Below are 13,196 nucleotides of genomic sequence, written 5' to 3'. Positions count from 1 at the left end.
CGCTCACTCGATGATCATAAGGACTTCGCCGAACTCCACCGGCTGGCTGTCGGAGACCAGGACCTCGACAACCGTGCCGCCCCGCGGGGCCTTGATGGGGTTCATGACCTTCATCGCCTCGATGATGAGGACGGTCTGGCCGGCCTTCACCGTGTCGCCGACGCGAACGAAGGGCGTGCCGCCCGGCTCGGCCGCGGCGTAGGCCGTGCCGACCATCGGCGAGGTGACGGCGCCGGGATGGCTGACGGGCTTGCCCGCCGGGACGGCGGCCGGAGCCGCAACGGGGGCGGGAGCGGCGACCGGAGCGTGCACGGCCACCGCCTGGGCGGCCGTCGGGCGGGTGACGCGGATCCGCTTCTCGCCCTCGGCAAACTCGATCTCGCTCAAGCCCGTCTCACGCAGGAGATCCGCGAGCTTGCGGACCAGATCGCCGTCGATGTCGAAGCTTGCCATGGTGTTCGTTTTTCCCGTGTTCCTTAGTCGCGCTCGAGGATATTCGCCATGGCGTCCAGCGCCAGCAGATACCCGTGAGGGCCGAAGCCGCAGATCATCCCCTTGGCCACCGCGGAAATGTGCGAGTGGTGGCGGATGGCCTCACGCTTGTAGATGTTGGAGAGATGCACCTCGACGATCGGCAGCTCGGACAGGATCAGCGCGTCCATGATGGCGACGGAGGTGTGGCTGTAGGCGCCGGCGTTGATGACGATGCCGTCATGCTCCGTCCGCGCCTGCTGAATCCAGGAAACGAGTTCGCCCTCGTGGTTCGACTGCCGGAAGTCGATGGCCAGCCCGAGCTGTTCGGCGCGTTCCTGGCACGCGCCTTCCAGATCGTCGAGCGTCATGGAGCCATAAATGTGCGGTTCGCGCACGCCCAGCATGTTCAGGTTCGGTCCGTTCAGGACCAGAACGGAAGCGTCGATGGCCACGGGCCACGCCCCTTTTCCAAGATCGAGTCCGCGCGTTTATAGCACTTTGCGTCGCGCTGGCAATGCCGCATGGCGCAAACGTTACGCCCATTCGGCGTGTTCTGCCCCCTTCGGCGCCAAACGCCTCACGGCGCGGCGGACAGATGGCGGCGCAGGATCTCCTCGAAGGCGCCGCCATCCTTTAATTTCCTCAATCCGGCGTTGAAGGCGGCCAGGATTGCCGCCGCCTCCGGCAACGAACGCGAGAGAATCAGGTGCTGCCCGGCGCGGGCGTAGGGCAAGGGGGCGACGCGGATCTCGTCCCCGACCATCGCCTTCGCCACCGCGCTCCGCCCGGTGAATTCGTCGATGACGAAGGCGTCCACCCGGCCCGAGGCGACCATCCGCACGCAGGCCGGCAGGTCCGCCGGGCTTTCCCGCGCCAGTACGCCCGCCGCGGCCAGTTCCGCCAGCTCCGCCGGCAGGGCGTAGCCGACCGGCGCGCAGACCGTGCGGCCCCGGAAATCCTGCGGCGTGTGGAACACCATGCCGCTGTGGGCGGACAGGTAGACGAGTTGGCGCACCTCCAGCAGCGGGTCGGAGAACAGCATCTCCATCTCGCGGTCCGGCGTGCGGACATAGGGAAAGGTGCCCAGGAACTTGCCCGCCAGGACGCCGTCGTAGCCGCGGCGCCAGGGCATGAAGCGCACCTCGTAACGCAGCCCGACCTCGCCGAAGGCGCGGCGCACGATCTCGGCCAGCAGACCGCCCTCCGGCAGATCCTCCCCGGTGAAGGGAGCGAAGTCGTTGCCGGTGACCAGGTCCAGGGCCGAGTCGAGGGGGGCCGAGTTGAGGGGGGCCGAGCCAAGGAGCGCCGAATCGAGCGGGGCCGCCCGGACGGGGCCGACCGCCGCCAACAGCAGGAGCATGGTCAGAAGACACCGCCGCCCCGCCATCGCCTATCCCCTAACCCCTCTCCCGCAGACGCCCGCTCACTCCGCCGGGGCGCGGTTGCGCCGCCCGGCGGGGTCGGTGAACAGGTCGTTGATGCGCTGGACATGCTCCGCCACCGCCTCGCGGATGGAGAAGATGCGCTTTTCCGCACCGCCGCTCCAGCCCACCGGCTTCTTGCGGAAGATCGAGCGGAAGAAGCGGGTGTTGCGCAGGAAGCCCTGCTGGAGGTTCAGGTCCACGTCGCCGTAGCGCTCCGGCAGGCTGCGGGCGACCCGCCGGGCCATGAAGGAGCGCAGCCAGAAATGCCCCGCGCCGAACAGGCCGCCCAGCACCACCAGCGCCGCCAGAACCCCGACCGGCAGGCCGCCGGCCCAGGCCGGCTGCGACTGGGTCAGCCAGGTCAGGAACGCCGACACCGTGTCGCCGCCGGCGAGGCTGGCGATCCCGCCGAACAGCAGGGCGAGCAGGGCCAGCCACACCGCGTCGCCGATCAGCACCAGCTTGCGCCAGCGCTTCATCGCCGCGGCGAGCTGCGGGACGATCTCGCCCTTCAACTCCTTCACGAGGCTGTCGATCATGCCGACGATGCGGTAGGCGCGGGCGACCTCCACCTCGTTGATGCGCACCTGGAGTTCGGCAAGGTCGGAGTCGCGCCTCGCCTCGTAGCGGGCGCGCACCGCGTCGTCAGCGATGGCGACCGCCGACTTGCTGTCGTAGAGGGCGTAGAAGCGGCCGGACACCAGACCGGCCTGGGCGATGGCGCGCTGCCACGCGCCGAACACCGCCTCCAGATTGTCTTCCTTCGCCGTGGTGTCGATCTGGTTCAGGATGTAGCAGACCTTGCGCGCATCGGCGCGGTCCACCGTCTTCGCCACCAGATGCTTCAGCGTGTCCTGCATCGCCCCCGGCTCCGGATGGCGCCCGTCGAAGAAGACCAGCACGAGGTCGGACAGCTCGACGATGTGATCGACCAGCCGCAGCACCGAGCGGCGCTGGTCGTCGGCATCGAAGCCCGGCGAGTCGATGAAGATCTTGCCGCGCGCCCGGTCGCCGGACAGCGTCTTGAGCTGCAGGTAGTTGTCGATGCGCTTGCCCTCGCCCGCCGCGACCTTCTCGATCTCGTCGGCGATCCGGTAGAAGGGAAAGCGCGGGTCGGCGTTCAGCGCGGTGCCCGGCAGGGCCTCACGCCGGGTCTCCTGACCGTGGCAGATCACCGTGAACTTGTCGTCCACCGCCTGGTTGCCGGTGTTCTGCAGCGGCGCGCCGAGATAGCCGTTGAGGAAGGTGGACTTGCCCGCGGAGAAGGTCCCCAGCACCGCGATCATCGGCCACCACGGAATGCGCGTGGTCAGCGACTCGTGCGGCCCCAGCAGGCCCAGCCGGACCAGCACCCGGTCGAAATTGCGGAAGGTCGGAATGACCGGGAGGAGGTTCGGGTTTTCCGCGCGGAGATGCGCGTCCAGGGCGGCGAGGCGCTGCTGGAGGGCTTGCCTGGGGGTCATGGCCGGCCGGGTCCCGTCTGCTGTGAAATGGGGTGACGTGTCGTGTCGGAGGCATTCTCTAGCACGAGGGGCCGTTGCGATGGACAGCGAAATCGCCGTGACCGGAAACGCCGTGACGGCGGCGCAGCATCGGTCCTATCCTGACGCCGTCGTCCTATTCCAAGCATGACCGCGAGGGGGCAGGCCAGTGACGCAGGGACCGCAGGGCCACGGTGCCCATGACCACGATCATGACCACGACCACCAGCATCATGACCATGATCATGAGCACGGGAATGGGCATGAGCACGGCCATGACCACGGACATGCCCACAGCCACGGCCATGCCCACACCGCGACGGTGACGGCCGACAGCGAGCGGCGGATTTTGCTGGTCCTGTTGTTGACCGCCAGCCTGATGGTGGCGGAGGTGGTGGGCGGCGTGCTGTCCGGGTCGCTCGCCCTGCTGGCCGACGCCGGGCACATGCTGACCGACGCGGCGGCGCTGGCGCTGGCTTGGCTGGCCTTCCGGCTGGGGCGGCGCCCGTCGGACCGGCGGCGCAGCTTCGGCTACCACCGGCTCCAGGTCCTCGCCGCTTTCGTCAACGGCCTCAGCCTGTTCCTGCTCTCCGCCTGGATCCTGTGGGAGGCGGCGCAACGGCTGATGGAACCCCAGCCGGTCCTGGGCGGCACCATGATGGCGGTGGCGGTGCTGGGCGGGCTGGGCAACCTCGCCGGCCTCTACATCCTGCACCGCGGCGACCGGGAGAACCTGAACGTCCGCGGCGCCGCCCTGCACGTGCTGGGCGACCTGCTCGGCTCGGTGGCGGCGGTCGTGGCGGCGGGCATCATCCTGGCGACCGGCTGGACACCCATCGACCCGATCCTGTCGGTGCTGGTCGCCCTGCTGATCCTGCGCGGCGCCTGGGAGGTGGTGCGGCAGAGCGCCCACATCCTGGTGGAGGGCACGCCGGTCGGCATCGACGTGGACGAGCTGCGCAGCGCCCTGCACGAGGCTGTGCCGGCGGTCACCGACATCCATCACGTCCATGTCTGGTCGCTGACGGCGGAACGGCCGCTGCTGACCATGCACGCCGTGGTGCCGCCGGGAACCGACCGCGACGCGGTGTTGCGCGATCTGGTCGAGACCCTGCGCGGACGCTTCGGCATCGGCCACGCCACGGTCCAGGTCGAAACCGGCCCCTGCCCGGACGGCCGGGAGATGCACCACGCGGCCTGACGCGCTCCCCGAACTGTGACCTTCTTTGGTGGTATGGATCGGAACCGGCGCCCGAAACGTTGCTTTCGGCATGACTGCCGAAAACGACCCCGACACCGACTCCCTGCGCCTGACCGCGGAGGAGCTGGCCTTCCTGCTCAGCGATCCGCAGAGCCACGCGGATCGGGAGGAGCGCAACGCCCGCGCCAACCGGGCCCGCACCGAGCGGCGGCGCAGCGACCCCGCCTATGCGGAGCGCCTGCGCAACGACGACCGGCTGCGCCAGCGGCGGCACCGCGCCAAGGCGGCCATCGGCCGGCCCGAGCGGGAACCCGAGCCGCCCGTTTCCCTGCCCGCCCTGTCGGCGGCGGACGCCCTGCGCCGCCTGGAAGCCCATCTGGAGGGGGCCGCCACCCCGCAGGCGGCCCAGTTGCGCCGCCGCCCGGACGCCTTGCAACGCTACGCCGCGGCGTTCGAACTGTACCGCACCCTGTCGGACCGGGGGGAGCGCCCGACGCGCGGCGCGCTGGCCGCCGCCTTCGCCGCGCGTCTTGGCCTCACCCTCACCCCGTCGCAAATCCAGAAGCTGCGCGATCAGGTGGAGGGCTTCGCCCGCCCCGGAGGCCCCTGGCACGCCGGCTGACCGGCAGACCGGAAAGGCCGATACAGCGCGTCACGCAGACCGCCCCGTGCGGCCTCTGTTCGGCCCGCAAACGGTCGTTAACCTACCGTTAACTATGAATTAAGGGAGCGTTAAGGCTGCTTGAAGGCTTCGCCACGCATCGAAGACCACGCCGGCGCGCTGCGTGACACGCTGTATCGGGCTTCGCCGCTGGCCTTAAAGGTCGGTCGGTGCGTTTGGCACCGGCGGTTCGGACTTCGGTGGTTCGGACTTCGGCGGCGCCGGTTCGGCCGGCCCAGGGTTGGGCGGTGCCGGGCGGGAACGGTCGAGACGCCGGATGACGATGTCGCCCTCCGGCGTGACTTCGGGGGGAGCGAACATCGGCACCTGCCGCACCCACCCCTCCAGAGCCTTCATCAGCAATTCCACGCCCTGGCGGGCCTGCTCGCCCGGCGTGCTGGGCGCCCCGGGGGCCGGAGGCGTGGCGCCGGGCGGGGGCGGCGTGTCGGCGGCGCCCGCCGGCACCGTCCACAGGGCGCCGGCAAGGAACAGAGGCGCCATGAGACTTACGGGGATGGGGCGGCGCGCGGTCATGGGTTCGTCACTCCCGGTTGGTGGATGAGGCCGGTGTGATGGCCTACCCTGACAAACGTCCGCGCCGCCCTTTCCATCGCACGCTTTTTTCAGCGCAGCTCGACTCAGAACTCCTTCCAATCGTCCTCATCGGCGGAAGCGCGTTGCAAGGTCGCCGAAGCCGCCTTGCCCGCCGCCACCGGACGGGCCGGAGCCGCCGCCTTGCGCACCGCGGGCTTGGCGGGGGCTGGCTTGGTCGGAGCAATGCTGCGCCGCAAAGCCGGCGACGCCCCGCCATGGTGGACGGCGGGCGCCGCCGCAAGGGCCGCCGCGTCCAGCTTGAAGAAGCTGACCAGCGACCGCAGGTCCGTCGCCTGGTTGGCGAGCGACTGGGCCGCCGCGGTGGTTTCCTCGACGAGCGCGGCGTTCTTCTGGGTCATCTCGTCCATTTGCGAGACGGTGGCGTTGATCTCGTCGAGCGCCGCCGCCTGCTCCGAAGAGGCCGAGGCCATCTCGGCGATCAGCCCGGCAACCTGCTGGACGCCCGACACGATGCCCTCCAGCGCGTCGCCGGCCTTCTTGACCAGCTCCACCCCGTCCTTCACCTGACTGTCGCTGTCGAGGATCAGGCCCTTGATCTCCTTGGACGCCTGGGCGGAGCGCTGGGCGAGATTGCGCACCTCCTGCGCCACCACCGCGAAGCCGCGCCCGGCGTCGCCGGCCCGCGCCGCCTCGACCGCCGCGTTCAGCGCCAGCAGGTTGGTCTGGAAGGCAATCTCGTCGATCACCCCGATGATGTCGGTGATCTTGCGGCTCGACGCCTCAATGCGCTTCATCGCGTCGATGGCCGAATCCGCCACCGTCCCGCCGGACTCCGCAGCGGTGCGGGCGTCGGCGGCCATGCCGTTGGCGCGCTGGGCGTTGTCAGCGTTGGAGCGCACGGTTGCCCCCAGCTCCTCCATGCTCGCCGCCGTCTCCTCCAGCGAGGAGGCCTGCTGCTCCGTCCGCTCCGCGAGGTCGCTCGACCCCAGCGAGACTTCGGAGGCCGCGCCGGAAATCGCGTCGGTGGCGCGCAGGATCTGGCCGACGATCTCGCCGAGCTTGGCGGATGTCGTGTTGACGTCGGTCTTCAGCGTCTGGAAGGCGCCCTGGTAGTCGCGCTCCACCCGCTTGTTGAGGTCACCCTGGGCAAGCGCGCTGAGCACCGCGCCGAGGTCGGCGATGACCGCCTCGACCGTGTCGGTCAGGCGGTTGATGCCCTCCGACATGGTCTTGTAGAAGCCGTCCTTGCCGGTCAGCTCCAGGCGACGCGACAGGTCGCCCTTCGACACGCCGTCGATCAGCGCGGCGATCTCCTCGCCGATGGCGGTCTCGCGGGCGCGCTGCGCCTCGTCGGCGCGGCGTTCGGCCTCCAGACGTTCGCGCTCGGCCTCGTCCATCGCCTTCTTCTGGATGGCGTTGTCCTTGAACACCTGCACCGCCTGCGCCATCTGCCCGATCTCGTCGCGGTTGGCCAGCGCCGGGATGGTCACCGTCAAGTCGCCGCCGGCGAGGTTGGTCATCGTCTCGGTCATCGACACGACCGGCTTCACGATGGACCGCGCCACCGCCCAGGCCAGCAGCAGGCCGAACAGGAAGGCGCCGGCCGCAATCGTCACGTTGGCCGACAGGGTGCGGTCCATGCTGCCGGTGGTTTCGGCCAGAACGCCCTCGCGGTCCTTGCCCTCGATCGCGACGGTGCGGTCGGAAAGATCGGCGAACTCGACGCCGCGGGCGCCCATCACGTCGACCAGCCGGGTGTTTTCCAGCATGACGGCGGCGGTTTCGCGGAACAGCGAGACGTAGCGGTCGGCCAGCTGGTCGGCGGCCAGCGCCGCGGCCCGGCGCGCCGGGTTGTTCAGCCGCTCCGTCGCCCGGCGGATGGCCTCGCCGAAGGCGTCGTCACGGGCCGACACCTCCGTGATGATCGACTCGTTCGGGCTGGTGAAGAAGCGCGACGCGGCCAGCCGCGCCAGCAGAAGCTGCTCCTGCGCGAGGGCGGCGTTGGCCGCGGCCTCGTGCTCGCCGTCGGCGATCAGGGTGGAGACGAGCTGCGACACGGTCTCGCGCGCCTTCTCGCCCGCCGGGACGAGCTGCTCGGTGTACAGGCGGTCGCGGCGCAGGCGAAGCTCCGCCAGCGTGTTGAAGTCGGTCACATAGTTGGCGAAGACCTGATTCATCCGCTCCAGCAGGGCGCGGCGTTCGCCGGTCGTGCCGTCCAGGGCGCTCCGCAGATCCTTGACGAGGGTCGCCTGGACGGCGCGCACCTGATCCGCCACCTTCGGGTCGCCGAACGTGTTGAAGGTCAGGGCGAGGCGGCGCATCTGGGCGACCTGCGCGTCGATGGAACTGACCTGGATCGAGTGGTTGCTCACCGCCGCATAGGATTCGAAGCCGTCCCGCGCCACCCCGAGGCCCCGCACGCCGATGGCGACCACCACCGCCAGCAGCAGCAACACCACGAGGAAACCAAAGTAAATGCGGGTCCCGACCTTGAAGCGTCCCGCCAGACTGCTTGTCTGCATCGACCTGATCCTTTGATTGCGACGCGGCAGCGCAAGGAAACTCGCCGCCGACCGTCGCAGCCGACCGTCGCCGCCACCCTTCCCCGCCGGTCCGGCACCCGGACCCGGCGCAGCCTGTGGCGCGAATTCTATCTCATCCGGCCTATCCGAATTTGATTATCAAAGTGTTTCCACACCAGGACGAGGCGGCAAAATCACCATAAATTAAAATATTATTTTTATATAGAGCGCGATTTTGCGCCATTTATTTCCAGTTCAACGCCCTGTGGAAGCGTGCAACCGTCACGCGCGACGCAGGCAAAGCGCCGCAATCAGTGCCTTCAACACACCGGACCGCAAGGGACCAGGGAATTCATATGCCCTCATTCATGCCTAAACAACAACCATAGAGCAGTAATTTCAGAGATTCCGCTTGCGCACCGGAAAGTTCTGTGTGAACAATCTCTTTAACATTCTCAAATCCTACATATTTATTCGCAAGCATTGGAGTTCCGGGTCCATGAGCGAACCTGCGGTGCGCAAAAGGGGGCGGCGCGGATCGCCCGAATCCTGGTCGGTCGATGCACATGTCGGGCAGCGCGTTCGCATGCGCCGCACCTTGATGGGCATGAGCCAGGAAAAGCTGGGCGAAGCCATTGGCCTGACGTTTCAACAGGTCCAGAAATACGAGCGCGGCTCCAACCGGATCTCGGCCGGAACGTTGTATCGTCTGGGGCAGGTACTTGACGTTCCCGTCAGTTTTTTCTTCGATTGCTACGACGATCCGCAAGCCTCCGTCACGAGGACGCCCAGCGCGGACAACGCGCGAATCAGCGACAGTTCCATCAGCCGCCGCGAGGCGCGCATGCTGCGCTTGTGGCGGGCCGCACCGGACAGTGTTGGCGATGAACTCCTGTCGCTCCTCAGCTCCCTGTCGCCTCACCTGCAGGAGGCGCGGGATGAGGAGGAGAGTGGACTGGCGAGCGCCGCGCTCATGGGAAGCGCGCCGAACGGCTTCCCGGGAGAGAGGAGTACGCTGACGGTCCCGACGGCGTCGAACGCGCTGGTGGGAAGGGCACCCGGGGGAAAGACGCCGGTGGGAAAGATGGCAGCGAAAGCGCCCGCCAAGTCCCGCATCAAGGTCGAGACGACCGGCGGAAAGCGGCGGCGCCATGGCGCGGTCTGGGATCCGGCCGACATTTACCACGCCGGCAAGCCCAGCAAGGCGTCCACCTGACGGCGAAACGCCGGTGGGGCGGCGCCCCACAGGACACCGCCCAAACCGAACGACTCCTGGTATCGGCGATCAGAAGCGCAGGATCGCTGCGGTCGAGGCGCCGGAGGGCAGCTCCTCCTTGGTCACCACATGCACCTCGCCGCCGCGCAGCAGCGTTTCGGTGGCGGCCTCCTCGACGAGGTCGATGGCGCCGTCCGTTTCATGATGCAACGGGAAGGCCCGGTGATAGTCCTCCCGGAAATGCCCCCAGACCTTCTCGTTCCCGGCCACCAGCAGAACCCCGACCCGTCCCTCGCGCGCCGCCACCATCACATCCTCGGCCCGCGTCGTCGTCCGTTCCGCCGTGTTGCGGTCGCCATACAGGGCGTTGAAGCGCTCCACGGCCGTCCGCCGGGTCGACTCGAACATCGGCTGGACCACCGCGTAGGCGCGACGGTGCAACTCCTCCACATCCAGCGCATCGGGGTTCGTGACCACCCCCTGCTCCAGCAGTCCCTGAAGATGCGCGTCCTTGCGCAAATGCCCCTGGATCTCCTCGTCCGCCACCAAGACGAGCGGGCCGCGGAAAGGCTTCAGGTGATCGCGCACGCGACCACCGACCCGACCGAGATACTCGATGAGATGGGCCTTGCGCAGTTCCTCGGGATCTTCGCCGAAATTGTGCGTCTTGACCATCGACACGCCGCCGCGGTCCGTGCGGTCGGCATGGCGGGCCGGCGGGGCTGAGTGCAGGTTGTTTTCGTAATTGGTTTCGGCATGGATTTCCGCGACACCCTGCGGCAGGCCGGCATCCTCCTCCGCGATGCCGTGGCGGGTCGCGCAGAACAGCCGAGCCCGCCCGGCGGTGACGGCCAGGATCATGAAGGTTCCGTCATCCGCCAACAGCGGCAGCAAAGGCCGCAGCGTGAAGCGCGCATTGACGACGACCTCCTCCGGCAGTTCAACGGGCACGCGGTGGATGGCCGACACGCCCTTGGCCAGGAAAATCGCCAGCCCACGGTCCATATGGCGCCAGAACTCGTTCTGCTCCAGCAGGTCGGAGGCCGGCTTTAGGAACGCTTCGGCGTCGGGCCGGCGCAGGCCGTGCTTCTCGCACAGCTGGTCCTGGGCCTTGGCGAGCAGGTTGCGCAGCCGGATCACGTCTTGGCGGATGTCGCGCCCGGCGATGTGGGTGGGCAGGAAGATGGACACCGCCGGGGCGGCATCGACGGTCAGGAGTCGTTCCAGATCGTGTTTGCAGAACATCGCCTTCGTCGCCCTCCGTGTTGCTCGTTCGGGGAATTCCGATTGGAGCAACCGGCGCGCCGGGCCATGGTTCCGGGGTGCCTACCGACTGGGCAGGCGCCCGGAACAGGGCGTACGGCAACCCGGCCTATGACGCCCGCGACGAGGATCGCGGCCGACCACAGGCCCCACCCCAGGCCCCACCCCAGGTCCGACGTCACCAGGTGCGGACGGGCCCGGTGTCGATGTGCACGAAGCCGCTGCGCGGGTAGTAGCCGACGCCGCCGGCCTCCATGCCGCGGGCCGCGGTGGCGATGGCCTTCAACTCGACATCCGGCAGCATCACGTCGATGGCCATGCCGCGGGTGTGGTAGCTTTCCTTCGCCACCCCGCGCGAGCGGCGGCGGGCCATGGCGTTGGTGCGGCGCGAGCGGTAGCCGCAGATGACCCGGAAGGGCTCGTCGCTGTCCAGCGTCTGATGCAGACGGGCCAGCACGTCGAACAGGCGGGGGTCGTAGCGGCCGACCTGCTTGGCCCGATGATCGCGCAGCAGCACGTCCAGCCTTTTCAGCGCGTCCGGTCGGTAAGCGCCATCGGCCCAATAGACGCCGCTGAACTGTTCGTTGGTGTTGATGTTGTGCAGGGCCAGTCGGCGGACGCCGCCGGCCAGGGGGGCCGCAAGGGCCGGCGCGGCGGGCACCAGGACCGGAACGGCCAGGGCGGTCAGGGTCGCGGCGGCGAAGGTCAGAAACCCACGGCGGCCAGTCTCGCGCCCATTCATCGGCGCGGCACGGTCGTCACTCCCCAAAAGCATCACTCCCTATGCATTTTGGTGATCGGGCCGCACCGTTCCAGCGCCGGCCGGCCCCCTAGGGATTGTTCGGATAGGACCAAAATATTGTGGTCATAGCGAACGACTATTCCCTATAGGCTAGGGCTTGGCCGGGATCAACCCGAAAATGGCCCGAATCGGTCACAAATCGGCCCTCGGCGCCCTCACCCGCACTGGTTGCCCCCTGGCCGGAGGCCGTACGCCGATTTCCCGACCCCTGGAACGCGCGTCCCCGCCTCGCCGGACGGGGCTTCACGTACTACATTCGATAGAAAGGACAGGGGATCGGACCACCTGCCAGCCGAGGACGGATCATGCACACATCCCAGACGCTTACCGACCAACCACGCCGCCCGGCGCCGGTCCTGGCCGCGCTGACGCTGGCGCTGTCCGTGATCGCCGGCACGGCCGCCACCCTTACCGCCACCCCGGCCACCGCCGAGGCGGCCCCCTACCGCGACACGCTGACCGGCTGGGCCGACCGGCTGGACGCCGCCGCCACGGTGCTGGAGGCGGAACCGGAGCGTCCCATCACCCGCATCGGGTCCGGCCCGCTTCTCAAGACGGGCAGCAGCGGCGAACGCGTGGAGCGGCTGACGCAGCGCTTGGCCGAACTGGGTTTCCTCGACCGGCTGCGCCGGGGCGATCTGTACGACGAGGAGGTGGACACCGCGGTGCGCGCCTTCCAGTTCAGCCAGCGCATGAAGGTCGACGGGCTGGTCGGCGGCGGCACGCGGGTGGCGCTGGACCGCAGCCCGCAGGAGGCGGCCGCCCAGATGCGGCGCAGCGCGCTGTCCATGCGCGCCTTCCGCGACACCGCGCCGGACACCGTGATCCTGGTGAACCTGCCCAGCCAGACCACCACGCTGGTCCGCGACGGGGAGGAGGCGCTGACCATGCGCTCCATCGTCGGGCGCCCGTCGCGCGAGACGCCGCTGCTTCAGGACCAGATCACCCACGTCATCGTCAACCCGACCTGGACCGTGCCGCCCACCGTCCTGAAGGAGGACAAGCTGCCCCTGCTGCGGGCCAAGGGCACGCCGGGCATCGCCAACGCGGTGGTCTATCTGGACGGCGCCCCGGTCGAACCGGGCGTCGTGGACTGGCGCAACGTCTCGCCGCGCCGCGTGCGGATCGTCCAGCAGCCGGGCGACCACAACGCGCTGGGCCGGTACCGGTTCAACATGACCAACCCCTACAACATCTACCTGCACGGCACCAACGAGCCGCGGTTGTTCGACCGCGAGATCCGCACCGTCAGCTCCGGTTGCGTCCGCCTGGAGGACGCGCGCGGCATGGCCGAGGCGCTTCTGGCGACCGAGCATGTGTCCACGGCGCGGCTCGACCGCATGCTGGACCGGCAGGAACCGCAATGGATCAAGCTTTCCCAGCCGGTGCCGGTGCGCTTCGTCTACTGGACCGCGACGGTGGACGACCGCGACGCCGTCCGCCTGCACCCGGACATCTATGACCTGAACGAGGACACCGTTCCAGCCGCGGCACCGGACCCGAGCGGTCCGACCTCGGCCGACCCGATGCCTCCAGCCCAAAGAGCCTGAATTCAAGGAAAACCCTTCCAAGAAAAAGCCCCCGCCGGTTGGTGGGG

Annotated in this window: 12 protein-coding genes; 4 read left to right on the top strand and 8 right to left on the bottom strand. The window is 68.7% G+C overall.

Features of this window, described 5'->3' with window-relative positions:
* Positions 1-3: 3 nt before the first annotated feature.
* The 4 genes from accB to ACWPN7_RS21965 all read right to left on the bottom strand — a co-directional run bounded on the left by accB (position 4) and on the right by ACWPN7_RS21965 (position 3,361).
* Complete coding sequence (accB, locus tag ACWPN7_RS21980) at positions 4-453, bottom strand: acetyl-CoA carboxylase biotin carboxyl carrier protein (protein ID WP_451992580.1); 450 nt, start codon at positions 451-453, stop codon at positions 4-6.
* 23 nt (positions 454-476) lie between these two features.
* Entirely contained in the window at positions 477-926 is a 450-nt protein-coding gene (gene aroQ / locus ACWPN7_RS21975) for a type II 3-dehydroquinate dehydratase (protein WP_014241158.1), read from the bottom strand.
* Positions 927-1,051: 125 nt separating this feature from the next.
* Positions 1,052-1,834: a substrate-binding periplasmic protein gene (locus ACWPN7_RS21970; RefSeq protein WP_492273441.1), complete on the bottom strand. Its 783-nt coding sequence runs from the start codon at positions 1,832-1,834 to the stop codon at positions 1,052-1,054.
* Positions 1,835-1,897: 63 nt separating this feature from the next.
* A complete protein-coding gene (locus tag ACWPN7_RS21965; protein WP_459195922.1) occupies positions 1,898-3,361 on the bottom strand; it encodes a dynamin family protein in 1,464 nt (487 codons plus the stop codon).
* 187 nt (positions 3,362-3,548) lie between these two features.
* Between ACWPN7_RS21965 and ACWPN7_RS21960 the strand changes: the two genes are divergently transcribed.
* Together ACWPN7_RS21960 and ACWPN7_RS21955 are read left to right on the top strand one after the other, a co-directional pair.
* The gene (locus tag ACWPN7_RS21960) at positions 3,549-4,580 is read left to right on the top strand and encodes a cation diffusion facilitator family transporter (protein ID WP_459195923.1); all 1,032 of its coding nucleotides are present in this window, start codon (positions 3,549-3,551) and stop codon (positions 4,578-4,580) included.
* 70 nt (positions 4,581-4,650) lie between these two features.
* A complete protein-coding gene (locus ACWPN7_RS21955) occupies positions 4,651-5,202 on the top strand; it encodes a hypothetical protein (RefSeq protein ID WP_149648433.1) in 552 nt (183 codons plus the stop codon).
* A 195-nt stretch (positions 5,203-5,397) separates the two neighbouring features.
* On the opposite strand, the gene ACWPN7_RS21950 is transcribed toward ACWPN7_RS21955, so the two are convergent.
* A complete protein-coding gene (locus ACWPN7_RS21950; protein ID WP_137103352.1) occupies positions 5,398-5,775 on the bottom strand; it encodes a hypothetical protein in 378 nt (125 codons plus the stop codon).
* A 104-nt stretch (positions 5,776-5,879) separates the two neighbouring features.
* Entirely contained in the window at positions 5,880-8,318 is a 2,439-nt protein-coding gene (locus tag ACWPN7_RS21945) for a methyl-accepting chemotaxis protein (RefSeq protein ID WP_149648431.1), read from the bottom strand.
* A 499-nt stretch (positions 8,319-8,817) separates the two neighbouring features.
* Between ACWPN7_RS21945 and ACWPN7_RS21940 the strand changes: the two genes are divergently transcribed.
* Entirely contained in the window at positions 8,818-9,534 is a 717-nt protein-coding gene (locus ACWPN7_RS21940) for a helix-turn-helix domain-containing protein (RefSeq protein WP_456521603.1), read from the top strand.
* A 69-nt stretch (positions 9,535-9,603) separates the two neighbouring features.
* Here ACWPN7_RS21940 and ACWPN7_RS21935 read toward each other — a convergent pair whose 3' ends face one another.
* Together ACWPN7_RS21935 and mepK are read right to left on the bottom strand one after the other, a co-directional pair.
* Positions 9,604-10,779, bottom strand: a complete 1,176-nt coding sequence (locus tag ACWPN7_RS21935) for a baeRF3 domain-containing protein (RefSeq protein ID WP_137114911.1) — start codon at positions 10,777-10,779, stop codon at positions 9,604-9,606.
* A 196-nt stretch (positions 10,780-10,975) separates the two neighbouring features.
* Positions 10,976-11,572, bottom strand: coding sequence for a peptidoglycan L,D-endopeptidase MepK (gene mepK / locus ACWPN7_RS21930; RefSeq protein WP_051657771.1), 597 nt, complete (start codon positions 11,570-11,572; stop codon positions 10,976-10,978).
* Between the two features lie 332 nt (positions 11,573-11,904).
* Between mepK and ACWPN7_RS21925 the strand changes: the two genes are divergently transcribed.
* Positions 11,905-13,149, top strand: a complete 1,245-nt coding sequence (locus ACWPN7_RS21925; RefSeq protein ID WP_456521604.1) for a L,D-transpeptidase family protein — start codon at positions 11,905-11,907, stop codon at positions 13,147-13,149.
* Positions 13,150-13,196 lie beyond the last annotated feature (47 nt).

The sequence above is a fragment of the Azospirillum sp. UENF 312511 genome (genome assembly GCF_058780635.1).
The sequence above is the reverse complement of the archived record's forward strand: the minus strand, read 5'-3'. Positions and strand labels throughout refer to the sequence as shown.